The organism is Microbacterium lushaniae (genome assembly GCF_008727775.1).
Classification (GTDB): Bacteria; Actinomycetota; Actinomycetes; order Actinomycetales; family Microbacteriaceae; genus Microbacterium; species Microbacterium lushaniae.
Window position 1 is genome coordinate 424,753 of the sequence record NZ_CP044232.1, and the last position, 17,208, is coordinate 441,960.

The 17,208-nt window shown below is 70.9% G+C and carries 11 protein-coding genes; 6 read left to right on the forward strand and 5 right to left on the reverse strand.

The genetic code is table 11. The features are described 5' to 3' along the window. Nucleotides 1–3: 3 nt before the first annotated feature. Both F6J85_RS02040 and F6J85_RS02045 read left to right on the forward strand, forming a co-directional pair. The gene (locus tag F6J85_RS02040; protein WP_238707030.1) at nt 4–2,382 is read left to right on the forward strand and encodes a glycoside hydrolase family 3 N-terminal domain-containing protein; all 2,379 of its coding nucleotides are present in this window, start codon (nt 4–6) and stop codon (nt 2,380–2,382) included. A gap of 167 nt (nt 2,383–2,549) precedes the next feature. Then, nucleotides 2,550–5,306 carry an alpha/beta hydrolase-fold protein gene (locus tag F6J85_RS02045; protein ID WP_150923637.1) on the forward strand — a complete coding sequence of 919 codons (2,757 nt, stop codon included), beginning with the start codon at nt 2,550–2,552 and terminating at the stop codon, nt 5,304–5,306. A 58-nt stretch (nt 5,307–5,364) separates the two neighbouring features. Here the strand turns inward: F6J85_RS02045 and F6J85_RS02050 are convergent, their stop codons facing one another. The 4 genes from F6J85_RS02050 to F6J85_RS02065 are packed head-to-tail and all read right to left on the reverse strand — an operon-like array spanning nt 5,365 to nt 10,890. Then, nucleotides 5,365–7,692 (reverse strand): beta-xylosidase/alpha-l-arabinosidase, encoded by a 2,328-nt coding sequence (locus F6J85_RS02050; protein ID WP_420846119.1) that lies wholly within the window; start codon nt 7,690–7,692, stop codon nt 5,365–5,367. Nucleotides 7,693–7,703: 11 nt separating this feature from the next. Further along, nucleotides 7,704–8,579, reverse strand: coding sequence for a carbohydrate ABC transporter permease (locus F6J85_RS02055; RefSeq protein ID WP_150919885.1), 876 nt, complete (start codon nt 8,577–8,579; stop codon nt 7,704–7,706). After that, nucleotides 8,576–9,592 carry a carbohydrate ABC transporter permease gene (locus tag F6J85_RS02060; RefSeq protein WP_224793460.1) on the reverse strand — a complete coding sequence of 339 codons (1,017 nt, stop codon included), beginning with the start codon at nt 9,590–9,592 and terminating at the stop codon, nt 8,576–8,578. Before F6J85_RS02060 ends, F6J85_RS02055 begins: the two co-directional genes overlap by 4 nt. 2 nt (nt 9,593–9,594) lie before the next feature. Beyond that, a complete protein-coding gene (locus F6J85_RS02065) occupies nt 9,595–10,890 on the reverse strand; it encodes an ABC transporter substrate-binding protein (RefSeq protein ID WP_150923639.1) in 1,296 nt (431 codons plus the stop codon). 153 nt (nt 10,891–11,043) lie between these two features. Between F6J85_RS02065 and F6J85_RS02070 the strand changes: the two genes are divergently transcribed. Beyond that, nucleotides 11,044–12,042 (forward strand): LacI family DNA-binding transcriptional regulator, encoded by a 999-nt coding sequence (locus tag F6J85_RS02070; RefSeq protein WP_150923640.1) that lies wholly within the window; start codon nt 11,044–11,046, stop codon nt 12,040–12,042. 3 nt (nt 12,043–12,045) lie between these two features. Here the strand turns inward: F6J85_RS02070 and F6J85_RS02075 are convergent, their stop codons facing one another. Continuing rightward, complete coding sequence (locus F6J85_RS02075; protein WP_150923641.1) at nt 12,046–12,618, reverse strand: TetR/AcrR family transcriptional regulator; 573 nt, start codon at nt 12,616–12,618, stop codon at nt 12,046–12,048. 106 nt (nt 12,619–12,724) lie between these two features. Between F6J85_RS02075 and F6J85_RS02080 the strand changes: the two genes are divergently transcribed. The 3 genes from F6J85_RS02080 to F6J85_RS02090 all read left to right on the forward strand — a co-directional run bounded on the left by F6J85_RS02080 (nt 12,725) and on the right by F6J85_RS02090 (nt 17,165). Continuing rightward, the gene (locus F6J85_RS02080; protein ID WP_150923642.1) at nt 12,725–15,286 is read left to right on the forward strand and encodes an MMPL family transporter; all 2,562 of its coding nucleotides are present in this window, start codon (nt 12,725–12,727) and stop codon (nt 15,284–15,286) included. 49 nt (nt 15,287–15,335) lie between these two features. Beyond that, the gene (locus F6J85_RS02085) at nt 15,336–16,007 is read left to right on the forward strand and encodes a GTP pyrophosphokinase (RefSeq protein ID WP_150923643.1); all 672 of its coding nucleotides are present in this window, start codon (nt 15,336–15,338) and stop codon (nt 16,005–16,007) included. A gap of 306 nt (nt 16,008–16,313) precedes the next feature. Then, nucleotides 16,314–17,165, forward strand: a complete 852-nt coding sequence (locus tag F6J85_RS02090; RefSeq protein ID WP_150923644.1) for a transposase — start codon at nt 16,314–16,316, stop codon at nt 17,163–17,165. Nucleotides 17,166–17,208 lie beyond the last annotated feature (43 nt).

Below are 17,208 nucleotides of genomic sequence, written 5' to 3' on the forward strand. Positions count from 1 at the left end.
CCCGTGACCAGCGCCGCACCCGAAGCCCGTCGCACCCCGCACGCGCAGTCGTGGCGGGATGCATCCGCCGATCCCGCGCAGCGGGTCGAGGACCTGCTGGCGTCCATGACGCCGGCGGAGAAGCTGGCACAGCTCGGCAGCCACTGGGAGGACACCCGCGACGCCTCCGAGATCATCGCGCCGATGCAGGACGTGCTCGGCCGCGGCCGGCTGCCGTTCGAGACGGCGGCAGCCGCCGGCATCGGGCACCTCACGCGCGTGTTCGGCACGACGCCGGTCGCCGCCCGCGCCGGCATGCAGAAGGTGCGGGCGGCGCAGACCTTCCTCCGGGAGCAGACGCGCCTGGGCATCCCCGCGATCGTCCACGAGGAGTGCCTGACGGGCTTCACGACGCTCGGGGCGACGGTGTACCCGATTCCGATGGCGTGGGCGGCGACGTTCGACCGGGGCCTCGTGCGGGGCATGGCGCGTGCGATCGGCGAGGACATGGCAACGGTCGGTGTGCAGCAGGGTCTGTCGCCCGTGCTCGATGTGGTCACCGACTACCGGTGGGGGCGCGTGGAGGAGACCCTCGGCGAGGACCCGTACGTGGTCGCCACGCTCGCGACCGAATATGTCAGCGGGATGCAGGAGGCCGGTGTCATCGCGACGCTCAAGCACTTCGCCGGGCACGCGTCATCCCGCGGCGGCCGCAACCATGCGCCCGTCTCGATGGGGGAGCGGGAGCTCCGCGACCTCGTGCTGCCGCCGTTCGAGATGGCGGTGCGCGCGGGCGGGGCCGGAAGCGTCATGAACTCCTACACCGAGACCGATCGCGTGCCGGCCGCGGCCGACCGCTGGCTGCTCACCGACGTGCTGCGCGGCGAATGGGGGTTCGAGGGGACCGTCGTGTCGGACTACTGGGCGATCGCGTTCCTGAAGTCCAAGCACGGCGTCGCCGAGACGATGGCGGATGCGGGCCGGCAGGCGCTGCACGCGGGCATGGACGTCGAACTGCCCGACACGTCCGCGTTCCGTCTCCTCGCCGAGGACGATCCCGATCCCGAGCGCACGCGCGCCGAGATCGACACGGCCGTGCGGCGCGTGCTCCGCCAGAAGCTCGAACTCGGCCTCCTCGACGAGGGGTGGATGCCGCCGGACCCGGCCGATCACGACCTGGACAGCCCGCGCAACCGCGAGCTCGCGCGCCGGCTGGCGGAGGAGTCGATCATCCTCCTGGACAACTCCGCCGGCGCGCTGCCCCTGCCCGACGGCCTCGGCCGCGTCGCGGTGGTCGGCCCCGGCGCGAGCGATCCCCGCGTGCTGATGGGCGCGTACTCCTACCCGATCCACGTGCTCCCGCGCCATCCGGACCTGGGCCTCGGCATCGACGCCGCGCCGGTGGCCGCGGCGCTCGCCGACGCGCTCGCGGGCACGGACGTCATCGTCGAGGAGGGCGTCCCGCTCGTGGACCCGCCTGCCCCCGGCGTCCTCGAACGCGCGGTCGCGGCGGCGCGCGACAGCGACGTCGCGGTGGTCGTCGTCGGCGACCGGGCCGGCATGTTCGGCAAGGGAACGTCGGGCGAGGGATCGGATGCGCCGGATCTCGAGCTGCCCGGTCACCAGGGGCGGCTCGTGGATGCCGTGCTGGACACCGGTACGCCGGTCGTGCTCGTGGTGGTGTCGGGACGGCCGTATGCGCTGGGCCGCTACGTCGGGCGTGCCGCCGCGATCGTGCAGGCCTTCCTCCCCGGCGTGGAGGGAGGCGGCGCGCTCGCACGCGTGCTCACCGGCGCGGTGAATCCGTCCGGTCACCTCCCCGTGCAGATCCCTCGCACCGGTGGAGCGATCCCGCACACCTACCTCGCCCCGCCGCTCGGGCAGGACGGCGATCGCATCAGCAACCTGTCGATCGCCCCGGCGTTCTCCTTCGGGCACGGTCTGTCCTACACGGAGTTCGAGCTGGGGGCCCTCGCCCTCGACGCCGAGCAGATCGACGTCGCCGGATCGGTGCGCGCGTGCACCGAGGTCCGCAACGTCGGCGCGCGTGACGGATCGGTCGTCGTGCAGCTGTACGCATCCGACCCGGTCGCCCAGGTCACCCGCCCCGTCGCGCAGCTGGTGGGCTACGCCCGCGTCGAGCTGTCCGCCGGCGCCGCGGCCGAGGTGACCTTCACCCTGGCGGCAGACCGCTTCTCCTTCACCGGCCGCGACCGTCGCCGCATCGTCGAGCCCGGCGTGATCCGACTCGCCGCCGGACTGTCGCTGGCGGCGACGACCGCGCCGGTCGCCGTCACGGTGACCGGGTGCACGCGGGAGGTGCCGGCGCCCGTCCTGGACACGCCCGTGCACATCGTGCCGCTCCCAACGGCTGCGATTCACAACGTTGGAAACGCCTCTTGACCGGCGCGTGACGCCCTGCGAGAGTGTCGGCGTACGGCACTTACGACGTTGTAAATCCGCCCTCGGATGAGTCGACGTCGTCGATCCCGTTGCCCCCAGCCGGCCCGTGCGGGCCTCCTTCGTCGCGCCTGCGCACGGTCGGACACGTCACACGAGATGAGGAATCGATGGAGATCACATCCGAGAGCCGGCCGCCGAGCCGGTTCCCGCGCGCCAGACGCGCGGTCGCGGTGCTCACGGCGGCGATCGTCGCCCTCACCGCCCTCGCCGGCGCGGTGCCGGCCACGGCGGCCGAGCCGTGGATCACCGTGCAGGACGACGGGTACCTGCGGATCGCGGTGCCCAACGCCGCGGTCGAGGAGGCGGTCGGGCCGGTGTCGCAGGTGGTCGTGGAGGGCAACTTCGGTCCCTCCGCGAACTGGGCGCAGATCGGCCTGCAGCGCAGCGGCGCCAACTGGACGGCGACGTACGGGCCGTTCACGCCGGGGCTGTACTACTACCAGATCACCGGTGACGACAGCAAGGTGCTCAAGGATGCGAGCAACCCCACGACCGTGGCATCCGAGCCGGAGTGGAGCACGTTCTTCATCCCGGGCGAGTCCGCGGCTCTCCTCGCCGACGCGCCCGAGGAGGCCGGCACGATCGAGACGCTGACATACGACAGCTCGGTGGCGGACGAGGAGCGCGAGGCGCTCGTGTGGGTGCCTCCCACCTACCAGCCGAAGGGCAAGAAGCTGCCGGTGCTGTACCTCCAGCACGGTGGCGGTCAGAGCTACCGCGACTGGGTCGAAGTCGGTCGCGCCGAGCAGATCCTGGACAACCTGTGGCTGTCGGGCCGCCTCGAGGACATGCTCGTGGTGATGGGCAACGGCAACGTGCCCGATTTCCCGGCGGAGCTCATGGACAACATCGTCCCGGCCGTGGAAGACGCCTACCACGTCTCACCGTCCAAGAAGAAGCGAGCCCTCGCCGGCCTGTCGATGGGCGGCGGTCAGACCTTCGAGGTCTTCCGCGAGCACCCCGGCGAGTTCTCCCAGATCGGAACCTTCGGCGCCGGCCGGTTCGGCGACCTCGACGACATCCCGGTGCGGAAGATGAACAACCGCACCGACCTGTTCCGCGTGTACGTCGGCAACCCCACCGACGTGGCCCACAACGACGTCTACGACTCGTTCCAGAAGTTCGACGAGCTCGGCCTGGAGTACCAGTTCGACGGCGTCAACCCCGACGCCGGCCACAACTGGAACGCGTGGCAGGAGAACCTCATCGACTTCGCGCCGCGGCTGTTCACCGGCCAGGCGAGCGACCCGGCGATGAGCGAGGGCCACACCGCCCTCACCGAGCGGTTCGAGCCGCCCGCTCCCGGCACCACACCCACCCCGTGGATCTCCGAGGACGGCTTCGTCACCTTCGAGACGACGACCGAGTTCGCCGACGCCGAGTACGTCTCGGTCTGGGCGAACTGGGCCCCCGGCGGCAGCTGGCTGCGCGTGGAGATGAACAAGGTCGGCGACCGGTGGCGTGCCACCGTGGGGCCGCTGGAGTCGAAGTTCTACCATTACCGCTTCATCGTCGATCGGCAGCCGGTGAAGGACGCGTCCAACCCGACCTTCGTCACGAGCGAGCCGGCGTGGAGCACGTTCCTCGTCCCCGGTGAAGGGGCACGCCTCCTCACCGACGTGCCGGCCGGCTCCGGCGGCGACCTCGCCGTGATGTCGTACCAGAGCTCGGTGGCCGGTCAGGAGCGCAGCGCGTACGTGTGGACGCCACCCGGATACGACGCCGAGCGTCCGGAGCCGTACCCGCTGTTCGTGCTGAACCACGGCGGCGGACAGAGCTGGACGGACTGGGTCGAGGTGGGGCGCGCGCGTCAGATCCTCGACAACCTCTCCCTCGACGGCGCGATCGAGCCGATGGTCGTGGTCATGCCCAACGGCAACGTCAGCGACTACCCGAGGGAGCTCCTGGAGAACGTCGTGCCCGTCACCGAAGAGCGCTACAACGTCAGCGGCAATCTGGCCAAGCGCGCCCTCGCGGGGCTCTCGGCCGGGGGAGCGCGCACGGTGTCGGTGCTCAAGGCGCACCCGGGCGAGTTCGCCTACATCGGCACATTCGCGGCCGGGTTCGGCGGCACCGCGGGCGTGGACGTGGCGGCCATCAACGCCGGCACCGAGTTGTTCCGCCTGTACACCGGCGACATCACCGACTTCACGTACGGTTCGGTGATGGGTTCGCTCCCCGTGCTCGACGAGCTCGGGATCGAGTACGAGTTCAACGGTGTGACGCCCGGACCGCACGGGTGGGACGTCTGGCAGAAGAACCTGATCGATTTCGCCCCGCGGCTGTTCCAGAGCGCCCCGGCCGACACGGTCCGCCCCGAGGTGGCTCTGGTGTCACCGGCGACCGCGGGACCTTTCGGAGCGCTGCAGGTCCAGGTCGACGCATCCGATCTGGGCGGGCTCGAGCGCATCGTCGCGAACGTGTATCAGGGTGGCACGCTGGTCAAGAGCACGCAGACCGCGATGAACGGCGCCGAGCGCGGCACCCACGCCGCGACGGTCGCGCTGCCCTCGGGCCAGTACTCGGTGAAGTACAACGCGCACGACCGTGCGGGCAACGTCTCGCGCACGGGCACCTTCGCGTTCACCGTCGACGCGGACGCGCCGACGGCGACGGTGAAGGACGGGGCGGACTTCACCGTCGGCACCCCGGCCGGGTACGACGTCGTCAGCTACAAGCTGTACGACGCCGGCGGCATCGACAAGGTGGTGATCAACGGGGTCGAGAAGGACCTCACGAACAACCCGTGGTCCGATGTCAACTTCCTCCGTCCCGGTACCTTCGGGGCCGTGCCGGGGGAGAACACGATGATCGTGCACGACGCGGTGGGAAACACCGCGACGTTCTCGTTCGTCCTGAACTGAGCGACGCCCCGGTGCCCTCCTCCGCCACACCGGCGGGGGAGGGCACCGGCGTTCCGCCTCAGCCGCGGGAGGGGGCCAGCGCGGCGCCGTCCGCCGCCACAGCCTGCAGAGCCGGCCCCACGACCGACGTCGCCATCCGGGCATCCGCCCGGGAGACGCGGTGGACCTCGCCGGTGATCTGCACGGCGGACTCGACCTCGCGATTCGCGCACGACGGCCCGACCCACACATCGACGCGGCCGGGCTCGACGATGCGGCGCCCGGAGCGGTCGGTGAACGCCAGTCGGGCGCTGGGCACCGTGAAGGTGACCTCCCTGGCCTCTCCCGGCTCCAGCCACACGCGCTGGTACGCCAGCAGCTGGGCGACGGGCCGCGTGATGCTGCCGTACACGTCGTGGCCGTACAGCTGCACGACATCCGCCCCGGCGACCGCGCCGGTGTTGCGCACGGTCACGGCGGCGGTGAAGACCTCGCCTGCGTCCGCCGTGGGCGTCACCTCCAGTCCGACGTGTTCGAAAGTGGTGTAGCTGAGCCCATGCCCGAACGGCAGCGCCGGCGTGGGGTCGGCGCTCGTGATGCCGCTGGGTCCGCCCAGCGGAGGGTGCAGATACGTGTAGGGCTGGGCGCCTGCGGAGCGGGGCAGCGACACGGGGAGCCGGCCGGACGGGTTCACGCGGCCGGAGAGCACCGCGGCCACCGCATCCGCCCCCTCCTCGCCGGGGAAGAAGGTCTGCACCAGGGCGCCCACCGGGTGCGGGCCGGTCAGGGCCCACTCCAGCGCGTACGGGCGTCCGGAGACGACCACGAGCACGACGGGCGTGCCCGTCGCGGCGACCGCCTCGACGAGTTCGCGCTGCCGGCCGGGCAGCTCGAGGTCCTCGACGTCGTTGCCCTCGCCGACCGTGCCGCGACCGAACAGGCCCGCGCGATCGCCGACGACGACGATCGCCACCTCCGCCTCCGCCGCGGCGGCCACTGCGGCGGGGATGCCCGCCCCGTCGTCGCCCTCGACGTCGCACCCGCGGACGGCGTCCACCGCCGCGTCGGGGAATTCGCCGCGGAGGGCGTCCAGCACCGTGGGGATGGCGATGCCGAGTTCGACGTCGGGATGGTGCGCGAGCACGTGGTTCGCGAACGAGTAGCAGCCCATGAGCGCCTCGGAAGAGTCGGCGTTGGGGCCGATCACCGCGACGCGCCGCACGGTCGCGCGCGGCAGCGGCAGGGTGGCGTCGTTGGCCAGCAGGATCACCGATTCGCCCGCCAGGCGCCGCGCGATGTCGCGGTGCCGCGGCGAGTCGAGGTCGACCGACGACGGAGGTTCGGTGAACGACTCGTCGAGCAGGCCGAGCTCCTCCTTCTGCGTCAGCACGCGCAGGACCGCGGCGTCCAGCAGCGCCTCGTCGGCGACGCCCTCCCGCACGCGCGCGAGCAGCGGCTGGGCGTACGCGTCGCCGGTGGGCAGCTCGACGTCGATGCCCGCGCGCAGGGCGAGCTCGGCGGCCTCGCCCAGGTCGGCGGCGACCGCGTGCGTGGAGTGCAGGAACGCGACGGAGAAGTAGTCCGAGACGACCACCCCGTCGAATCCGAGCTCGTCACGGAGCAGGTCGTCCAGGTACGCGGGGCTGGCCGCGACCGGGTCGCCGTCGATCTCGGCATACGAGTTCATCACCGACCGCGCCCCGCCGTCGCGCAGCGCCATCTCGAAGGGGGGCACGAGCACGTCGGCGATCTCCCTCGGCCCGGCGTGGACGGGGGCGTGGTTGCGCGCGGCCTGCGAGGCGGAGTACCCGACGAAGTGCTTGAGGGTGGCGTGGATGCCGGCGTTCTGGAGCCCGCGCACGTACGCGGTGCCGATCGTGCCGACCACGTACGGATCCTCCGCGATGCATTCGTCCACGCGGCCCCATCGCGGGTCGCGGATGACATCGAGCACCGGGGCGAGGCCCTGGTGGATGCCGAGCTCTCGCATGGAGTCGCCGATGCTCTCCGCCATCTCCTGCACGAGGTCGGGGTCGAAGGCGGCGCCCCACGCGAGCGGGGTGGGGAAGGTCGCCGCCTTCCATGCGGCGAGGCCGGTGAGGCACTCCTCATGGACGATGGCAGGGATGCCCAGGCGCGTCTGCGTCCGCAGCCGGCGCTGCTCCTCCCACAGCCAGCGCGCGCGCTCGACCGGCTCGACCGGCCGCGTGCCGTACACGCGGGTGAGATGCCCGAGGCCGTGCACGGTGGCGTCGGCGTACTTGGTCGAGGTGACCATCTCGTCCGCGAGCGGGGCGACGACCTCTCCGCCCTGATCGACCCAGTAGCCGACCAGCTGCGCCGACTTCTCCTCGAGGGTCATGTCGGCCAGCAGCGCGCGCACGCGCGCCGAAGGCCCCGATGTCATCGATTCCATGGTCAGCCCTTCACCGCGCCGGTGAGACCGCCGACGATCCGACGCTCGAACAGGCTGAAGAACACCAGCGCGGGGAGCATGGACAGCGACGTGAACGCGAGCACGCGTGCGGTGTCCACGGAGTACTGCGACGAGAACGCCTGCACGCCCAGCGGCAGGGTGAAGGCTTCTTCGTTGTTGAGGATGAACAGCGGCAGCAGGTAGGCGTTCCAGCTCCCGATGAAGGCGAGGATGCCCACCGTGATGACGCCCGGCACCGCGAGCGGCAGGACCATACGCCAGAAGAAGGCCAGGCGGCCGCATCCGTCGATGTAGGCGGCCTCCTGGATCTCATCGGGGATCGCCCGCAGGAAGGGCACCAGGATGATCACCGTCGTCGGCAGCGCGAACGCGATCTGGGGCAGGATGATGCCCGGCAGCGTGTTCATCAGGCCGAGGCTGCGCACCACGATGTACAGCGGCGTGATCGCCACGGTGATGGGGAACATCAGCCCCGAGGCGAACAGGGCGTACAGGGCGCCACGGCCCCGGAAGCTGTAGCGCGCGATCACGTAGCTGGCCATGAGACCCAGGGCGACAGCGCCGATCGTGGTGGCGAGGGCCACGATCGTGGAGTTGCCCACCTGTGTCCAGAACTGCCCGCTCGTGATGACGCCGAGGTAGTTCTCGAAATTCCACGGCGCGGGGAAGCCCGCCGGCTCGAGGGTGATCTGCGAGTTCGTGCGGAACCCGCCGATGATGATGTAGATGACGGGTCCGAGCATCAGCGCGATGATCGCGAGCGCGACGAAGTAGACCGCCGGCGGTCCCCACGGGAGGCGCTGGCGCGTGCGCGAGAGGGGTTTCGCGCGCCGGGTGGTGATGGCCATGGTGCTCATCCCGCACCCCTCTCTGTGATCGCGCCGGCGGTGTCGCGGCGCAGGATGGAGCGCTGGTAGATGAGCGCGACGATCATCGAGATGACGAAGATCACGACGGCCACGGCGTTGCCGTACCCGAAGTTCCCGGAGTTGCGGCCCGTGGCCACCATGTAGATGGCCATCGTGTTCGTGCCCGCGACGGAGGAGACGTACTGCCCCCAGATGATGTAGACGAGGTCGAACAGCTGCAGCGCCCCGATGATGGACAGGAACGCCCAGATGCGCAGGGTCGGCGCCAGCAGCGGCAGCGTGATGCGCCGCTGGATCTGCCAGTACGACGCGCCGTCGATGGCGGCGGCCTCGTACAGCTCTTCGGGGATCCCCTGGAGCCCCGCGAGGAACAGGATGACGGCGAAGCCGATGTACTTCCACGTCAGGATCGCCATGAGCGTCCAGATCGCGATCGAGGGATCGGAGAGCCAGTCGGCGCGGAGGAATCCGAGGCCCAGGTTCTCCAGCGCGCCGTTGGCGGCGCCGTTGGTGGCCAGCAGCAGGCTGAAGCCGGTTCCCACGACGACCTCGGCGATGACGTAGGGGACGAAGATCAGCACGCGGATGACGGACTGCCCCCGCATCCGTCGGTTCAGCAGGAGTGCGAGCAGGATCGCGAGCGGGCCCTGCAGCACGAGTGACATCACGACGATGAAGCCGTTGTGCAGCAGCGCTGCCTGGAAGTTGGGGTCGGTGAAGATGACGATGTAGTTCTGCAGGCCGACGAAGTCGGTCGCCGGGCCGAACCCGGACCAGCGGAAGAACCCGTAGTACGCGGCCATGATCACGGGCAGGATCACGAAGCCGACGAAGAAGAGGACGGCGGGCCCGACCATGATCAGCACCTCGAGGCGCCCGGCCCAGCCGAGGCCGCGGGGGCGGCGGGGATCCCGCGGCACGGACGGGGGCGGCGTGACGCCGCCCCCGTCGTGCTGCGCGAGATCGGAATCGCCCGTGGAGGACATCTCGCGGATGGACATACTCAGCCCTGCGCACCCGCCGTGTTGACGGTCTGGATGAACTGCTCGGGCGAGCTGTTGCCCGCCAGCATGTCCACGACGGCCACGTTCAGCGCGTTGCCGACGTTCTGGCCGAGCACCGTGTCGAGCCACTGGGACACGAACGGCGCCTCGTTGTAGGCCTCGAGGATCCCGATCAGGTACGGCTCGGTGACCGCCTCCTGCGCGACGGAGTTCACCGGCGGCGACTGGAATGCCTCGTAGTACTTCGTCTGCTGCTCGGCGCTGGCGACGAAGTTGAGGAAGTCGGCGCACTCCTCAGGAGCCTGTGCGGCGCACGAGTAGCCGTCGAGGCCGCCCATGAGCGAACCGGGCTCGCCCTCGCCGCCCTCGACCTCGGGGAACGGGAACCACGCCAGGTCGGGCAGCGGCTTCTCGTCGGGGGTCAGGGACGCGATCACGCCGGGGTTCCAGGCGCCCATGAGCTCCATCGCGGCCTGACGGTTGGCGATGAGCCCGGCCGAGCTGTTGGCGCCCTGCTGCGGCTCCGTGGTGAGGAATCCCTCGTTGAACGGGTCGATGGATGCGAAGTCCTCGAGGTCTTCGGCGGCCTTCATCCAGCACTCGTCGCTGAAGTCCTTGGTCTCGCTGGTCTCCTCGATGACCTCGGAGCTGCACTCGCGCAGCGCGAAGAAGTAGTACCAGTGCGCGGCCGGCCATGCCGCCTTGGCGCCCAGTGCGACGGGGGCGATGCCGGTGGTCTTCAGCTCCTCCGCCGCGGCCTTCAGCTCGTCGACCGTGGTGGGGTTCTCCGTGATGCCGGCGGCGTCGAACGCGTCCTGGCTGTAGAAGAACCCGCCGGGCAGCACCGAGAGGGGCATGGCCCAGATCTTGTCCTCGTACGTCTCGGCGTCGAACGCCACCTGGGAGATCTCCTCCTTGAGGTTGTCGTCGATCACGTCGGTCAGGTCCATCAGCTGGCCCGCGTCGACCATCGCCGCCATCTTGCCGCCGCCGCGCTGGAGGAAGATGTCGGGCGGGTCGCCGGCGTTCAGCGCGGTCTGCAGCTTGCCGTCCATGTCCTCGTTCTGGACGGACTGCATCTTGATCGTGACGTTCGGGTTCTCGTCCTCGAACGCCGCGATGGCGTCTTTCCAGAACTGCTGGCCGGGGCCGGTCGTGGAGTTCTGCCACAGCGTCATCTCGACCGCGCCGTCGCCCGAGTCGGAGCCGCCTCCGCCTCCACCCGAACACGCGCTCAGGACGAGCGCACCTGCCGCGAGCGCCACCGCCCCCGCTGTGAATCGCTTGGTTCTCATGTGATCACCTGTCTCTTCATTGAGTGCACTCTCGCCCATCGAGGTGCCGCATCCCGTGCGTGTGCGTCGCCGGGTGCTCAGCCAGTGTGCGCAGGGCGCGGCATGTCGTCAAACGTTTTCGAAAACATTTTCCATGCCGCTAGGATCAGCGCCATGTCGCGGCGTCCCACCATCAACGACGTCGCGCGCGCGGCGGGTGTCTCGGTCGCCACCGTGTCCAAAGCCGTCAACGGCCGGTACGGGGTCTCGCCCGAAACGGTCGAGCGCGTGCTGGCGGCGGTGGCCGAGCTGGGGTACGCCTCGAGCCTCGTGGCCAGCAGCATGCGGGCCCGCAGCACCGGTGTCATCGGCGTGCTCGTGGCCGATTTCGAGCCGTTCAGTGCCGAGATCCTCAAGGGTGTCGGCCGCGCCCTGCGCGACACCCACTACGACCTGCTCGCCTACAGCGGCTCCCGCCAGCAGAACGGCGAGGGATGGGAGCGGCGTTCACTCAGCCGGCTCAGCGGCACCCTGATCGACGGCGCCATCATGGTCACCCCCACGATCCTGGGTGTCTCCGTCGACGTGCCGATCGTCGCGGTGGATCCGCACACGGGGCGCGCCGACGTGCCCACCGTCGAATCCGACAGCTTCACCGGCGCGTGGGAGGCGACCCGCTACCTCGTCGAGCTGGGGCACCGCCGCATCGGGTTCATCGCCGGGCGGCCCGATCTGCGCTCCTCGATCGCGCGGGACGCAGGCTACCGTCGCGCCCTCTCCGAGGCGGGCATCGCGTACGACCCGGCGCTCGTGCGGGTGGGTATGTACCACCCCGAGACCGTCCGCGAGCAGGCCCGGCTCCTGCTGGATTCGCCGAGCAGGCCCACCGCCGTGTTCGCCGCCAACGACCTGTCGGCCCTCGGCGTGATCGAAGTCGCCACGCGGCTGGGTCTGAGCATCCCCGGCGACCTGTCGGTCGTCGGTTTCGACGACATCCCCGAGTCCTCGCAGGCGGCACTGCCCCTGACGACCGTGCATCAGCCGATGCAGCTGCTGGGCGCGACGGCGGCCACGCTCCTGGTGACCCTCATGCGCGGAGAGGTGCCGGATGCGACGCAGGTGGGCTTGGCGACCCGCCTCGTCGTCCGCTCGACCACCGCCCCTCCGGCCTGACCGTCACCGTCCCAGCACGGCGTCCAGAAGTCGCACCAGGTCCGGCTCTCGCAGCGGTTCCCGGCTGAGGGCGCGCAGGATGACCGCGCCGGACAGGGCTTCGGCCAGTTCGTCCACCGGCGTGTCGGTCGTGAGATTGGGGGCCGTGCCGATCGCCGAACGCAGGCGCCCCGCGACCGATCCCGACCCGGTGAGACTGTCGCGCAGTCGCCGCCCCGTGTCGGCGTTCTCGGCGGCGGCGGCCACGAGGGAGCGCAGGAGGGTCTCGCCCTGGTCTTCGCCCAGCAGCGCGAACACCGTCGTGAGCCATTGCGAGAGGTCGTGGCGGATGTCGCCGGTGTCGGGAACGAGGAGGCGCCCTGGCAGGATCTTGCCCTCCAGCAGGCACTCCGCGATCACGGCCCCCTTCGAGGGCCACCAGCGGTAGATCGTCTGCTTGCCCACCTGCGCCCGTGCAGCGATGCCCTCGATCGTGAGCGCGTCGTACCCGCGCTCGGCGAGGAGGTCGGCGGTGGCCTGCAGGATGGCCTGCCGTGCGGCCTCGCTCCTAACCGGTCCGCTCCGAGGCAGGGGCATGGGCACTCCGATCAGAAGACGAGACGGTCCGTGTTATCTTAGCTTCTGCACGTCGGCGTCGAGGGTGCCCTCGACGGGCCTGCCCTCACGAACTCAGGGGATCCGCATGGCCGAACTTCTCCACCGTCTCGGGACCTTCGCCGCGCGTCGCGCGTGGGCGGTCGTGATCGCCTGGATCGCGCTGCTCGCCCTGGCCGGCGGCGGCTTCGCGCTGGGTTTCAAGGGGCTCAGCTCGAGCTTCGACATCCCCGGCACAGCCTCCGGCGAGGTGATCGCCGAGCTGGAGGACACCCTCCCCGACTTCAGCGGCGCCTCCGGCACGGTCGTGTTCACCACCGACGACGGCGCCGCCCTCACCGATGCCCAGCGCGAGGAGATCTCAGCGCTCGTGGCGACGGCGGGCGATCTGCCCGACGTCTCGGACGTGATCGATCCGTTCGACGCGGAGCAGGAGCTCGCCGACCAGCGCGCCGAGGTGGAGTCCGGGCGGGCGCAGCTGGACGATGCCCGTGCGCAGACCGACGCCGGCCGGGCGCAGCTGGAGGCCGGGCGGGCGCAGCTCGAGGACGCTCAGGCCCAGCTCGACGCCGGACGGGCTCAGCTGGAGGCCGGGCGTGCCCAGGCGCAGGGGCAGGGCCTGCCGACCGGACAGCTGGACGCCCAGCTCGCGCAGCTGGACGCCCAGCAGGCGCAGCTGGATGCCGGTCTCGCCGAGCTGGATGCCCAGCAGGCGCAGCTCGAAGACGGCGAGGCGACGCTCGCCGAGCAGGAGGCGCAGCTCGAACGCGGCGCCGAGCTGCTGTCCTACGCCGACGGCATCCGGGTCGTATCGGAGGACGGCGCGACCGCGCTGGTCAGCGTGTCCTTCACCGAGCCGCGCCTGGAGCTGCCGGAGAGCTCGAAGCAGGCCGTCATGGACCACTTCACGGCCGAGCCGATCGACGGGGTGGAGGTGTCGTTCTCGACCGACATCTCCCAGGGCGTCCCGCAGATCCTCGGTGTCGGTGAGGCCGTCGGCGTCGCCATCGCCGGGATCGTCCTGGTCGTCGTGCTCGGCTCGCTCCTGGCGGCGGCGTTCCCCATCGTCACCGCACTGACCGGTGTGGCGATCGGAGCACTCGCGACGCTGTCGTTCTCGGGCGTCGTGCAGATGGCGTCGGTGACCCCCATCCTCGGCGTCATGCTGGGCCTGGCCGTCGGCATCGACTACTCGCTGTTCATCCTGTACCGCCACCGCCGGCAACTCCTGCAGGGGGCCGAGGTGGTGGAGTCCATCGGCCTGGCCAACGGCACCGCCGGTAACGCGGTCGTCTTCGCGGGCACGACGGTGATCGTCGCCCTCCTCGCCCTCAACGTCACCGGCATCCCGTTCCTCGGGCTCATGGGCACGGCCGGGGCGGCCAGCGTGCTCATCGCCGTGCTCATCGCCGTGACGCTCACTCCGGCGCTCCTCGGGCTCGCCGGCAGGCGGGTGCTCGGGCGCCGGGCGCGCGCCCGGCTCGCCCGCGCGGCGTCGGCGGAGGCCGGGAGTAGCCGGCAGCGGCCGCGCGGGCGCGCCGTGCAGCCGATGTCGACCGTTCGCGCCGTGACCACGACACTCCTGGCCGTGGTGCTCCTGCTCGTCGTCGCGATCCCGGCCATGTCGATGCGCCTCGGGCTCCCCGACGGCGGTTCGGAGGCGGAGGACTCCCCGGCCTACCGGGCGTACACGGCGACCGAGGAGGCATTCGGCGAAGGCCTCAACGGGCCGCTGCTGGTGACCGCATCCCTTCCCGAGGGCCTCGACGACCCCGCGGTGCAGGACGCGCAGCTCGCCGTCGCACGCGAACTCGCCGCGCAGGAGGACGTCGTGGCCGTCGCGCCGGTCGCAATCGCGGAGGACTCCTCGCTCGCCGCGTTCCAGGTCGTGCCCGCCGAGGGCCCCAACAGTGCCTCGACCGAGCGCCTGGTCCGCGATCTGCGCTCGCTCCCTCCCGTCGACGGAGACATCGACCTGGGCGTGGCGGGGCAGGCCGCCATCAACATCGACATCTCCGAGGGCCTCGCCGACGTGCTGCCGCTGTACCTCGCCGTGGTCGTGGGGCTGTCGTTCCTCATCATGGTGATGGTGTTCCGCTCGATCCTCGTGCCGCTGCTGGCGACGGGAGGCTTCGTGCTGTCGCTGTTCGCGACCTTCGGCGCCGTGACCGCGGTGTTCCAGTGGGGGTGGCTCGGCGATCTGTTCGGCATCCACAACCCGGGCCCGATCCTCAGCTTCCTCCCGGTCATCCTCGTGGGGATCCTCTTCGGCCTGGCGATGGACTACCAGCTGTTCCTGGCGACGGGGATGCGGGAGGCCTACGTGCACGGCGCTTCGGCGCGCCTCGCGGTCGCCCAGGGATTCCGCGCGGGCCGCACCGTCGTCATCGCTGCGGCGCTCATCATGATCTCCGTCTTCGGCGGCTTCGTCACGAGTGAGTCGGTGATCATCAAGTCGATGGGCTTCGGGCTGGCGCTCGGGGTGCTCCTGGACGCGATCGTCGTGCGGATGCTGCTGGTGCCGGCCGTCATGCACCTCCTCGGCCGGTCGGCGTGGTGGCTCCCGCGGTGGCTGGACCGCATCATCCCGAACGTCGACGTGGAAGGCGCGGCCCTCGAGCGGCGCCACCCGCCGCACGCCGCAGTCTGACGCGCCGCTTCACAGCGCCCTCGTAGCCGGCAGCCGTAGCGTGCCGGGCATGCCCGGATCGCTCGACGAGCAGCAGATCACCGTGTCCGGCACCGCTCTTCGAGCGATGCGCGACGAGTTCCAGCGGTTCCTCATGGAGTATCGCTTCGGCCTGGCGGAGGTGGAGACGAAGATCTCGATCCTCCGTGAGGAGTTCCAGGAGATGCACGCGTACAATCCCATCGAGCATGTGTCGAGCCGCGTGAAATCGCCCGACAGCCTCGTCGAGAAGGTGCAGCGCAAGGGCATCGAGCCCGACTTCCCCTCGGTGCGCGCGGCGGTGACCGACATCGCCGGCATCCGCATCACGTGCAGTTTCGTCGGGGACGCCTACCGGCTGTTCGACCTGCTCACCCAGCAGGACGACATCACGGTGCTGAGCGTGAAGGACTACATCGCCTCGCCCAAGCCGAACGGGTACAAGAGCCTGCACGCGATCGTGGAGGTGCCGGTGTTCCTGTCCACCGGACGCGTCGCGGTACCGGTGGAGGTGCAGTTCCGCACCATCGCGATGGACTTCTGGGCGAGCCTGGAGCACAAGATCTACTACAAGTACGACCGCCAGGTGCCCGACGAGCTGCTCGCGCACCTCAAGGAGGCCGCCGACACCGCCGCGGAACTCGACACCCGCATGGAGGGCCTGCACCGCCAGATCCGCGGGGCTGCCCCCTCCGCCGTCTGACGCCCCTCCCTCCCGCCCGCCCTCGCCCCGCCTCGTGCACAACTGCGGATGTGCGCCGCGACACGCCCCCGGCGGGGCTCCGCATCCGGCGTGTCGGCCAGGATCTCCGCAGTTGTGCGCGGCGATCGGCGGAGGCCGCACCCGCCCGCACTGCTGCCTGGTCCCGCCGGCCTCGTGCACAACTGCGGGTGTGCGCCGCGACACGCCGGCGGCGAGAGCCCGCATCCGGCGTGTCGGCCAGGATCTCCGCCGTTGTGCACGCGGGGATCGGCGCTAAGTGCGGGCGCTGCGCGCGAGAATGGGCGCATGGCGGATGCGGCGGGCGAAGACCTCGACGCGGCGGCTGACGCGCTGTACGGCCTGCCCCCGGCGGAATTCACCGCCGCCCGGAACGACCGCGCGGCGTCGGCGACCGGCGCGCTGGCGACGCAGATCAAGGCGCTGCGCAAGCCGTCGGTGGCTGCCTGGGCGGTGAACCTCCTCGTCCGCGACGGGCAGCTGACGGACGCGGTCGAGCTCTCGCAGGCGCTGCACGAGGCGCAGGACGACCTGGATGCTCCCGAGCTGGCGAAGCTCGGACGTCAGCGTCGCGCCCTCGTCGCGGGGCTCGCGCGGCGCGCCGCCGCCCTGGCCGAGGAGGCGGGCACCCCCCTCAGCCGTGCCGTGCTCGAGGAGGTCGAAGTCACCATCAACGCCGCGATCGTGGACGCCGCGGCCGCGGCCGCGATCCTCACCGGGCGTCTCGTCCGAACGGTGCAGGCCGACGGCATGGAACCGGCGGAGATCGCCGACGCGGTGGCGGGATCGGTTCCCGGGGCGCCGGACCGCCCCGCGCCCGCGCGCGACGACCTCGCCGCGCGGCGCGCGCGCAAGGCGGCCGAAGCAGCCGCGCGGGACGCCGACCGCGCCGCATCCGAAGCCGACCGCAACGCGGCGCGCCTCGAGGAGAAGCTCGCCAAGGCCCGTGAGCGCGCCGATCTGCTGCACGAGCGCGTGGACGACCTGCGCGCAGAGCTCGCGCGCATCGAACGTGACGCGGATGCGGCGGACGAGAAGGTCGCGAATCTGGAGGACGAGCACACGGATGCCCGCGACCGGGCGAAAGCCGCCGCACGTGCCGCCGACCGCGCTCGCGGTGCGCTCGAACCGGCCGAGTGACCGCGTCTCAGGACCGGGTGGCCTGACGAATCGATCTCCGCGG

What these genes read in the sequence shown, in the direction of transcription:
- F6J85_RS02045 (WP_150923637.1), top strand. Translation starts at nt 2,550, where the DNA reads ATGGAGATCACATCCGAGAGCCGGCCGCCGAGCCGGTTCCCGCGCGCC.
- F6J85_RS02070 (WP_150923640.1), top strand. Translation starts at nt 11,044, where the DNA reads ATGTCGCGGCGTCCCACCATCAACGACGTCGCGCGCGCGGCGGGTGTC.
- F6J85_RS02090 (WP_150923644.1), top strand. Translation starts at nt 16,314, where the DNA reads ATGGCGGATGCGGCGGGCGAAGACCTCGACGCGGCGGCTGACGCGCTG.
- F6J85_RS02075 (WP_150923641.1), bottom strand. Translation starts at nt 12,618, where the DNA reads ATGCCCCTGCCTCGGAGCGGACCGGTTAGGAGCGAGGCCGCACGGCAG.
- F6J85_RS02055 (WP_150919885.1), bottom strand. Translation starts at nt 8,579, where the DNA reads ATGAGCACCATGGCCATCACCACCCGGCGCGCGAAACCCCTCTCGCGC.
- F6J85_RS02085 (WP_150923643.1), top strand. Translation starts at nt 15,336, where the DNA reads ATGCCCGGATCGCTCGACGAGCAGCAGATCACCGTGTCCGGCACCGCT.
- F6J85_RS02080 (WP_150923642.1), top strand. Translation starts at nt 12,725, where the DNA reads ATGGCCGAACTTCTCCACCGTCTCGGGACCTTCGCCGCGCGTCGCGCG.
- F6J85_RS02050 (WP_420846119.1), bottom strand. Translation starts at nt 7,692, where the DNA reads ATGACATCGGGGCCTTCGGCGCGCGTGCGCGCGCTGCTGGCCGACATG.
- F6J85_RS02065 (WP_150923639.1), bottom strand. Translation starts at nt 10,890, where the DNA reads ATGAGAACCAAGCGATTCACAGCGGGGGCGGTGGCGCTCGCGGCAGGT.
- F6J85_RS02060 (WP_224793460.1), bottom strand. Translation starts at nt 9,592, where the DNA reads ATGTCCATCCGCGAGATGTCCTCCACGGGCGATTCCGATCTCGCGCAG.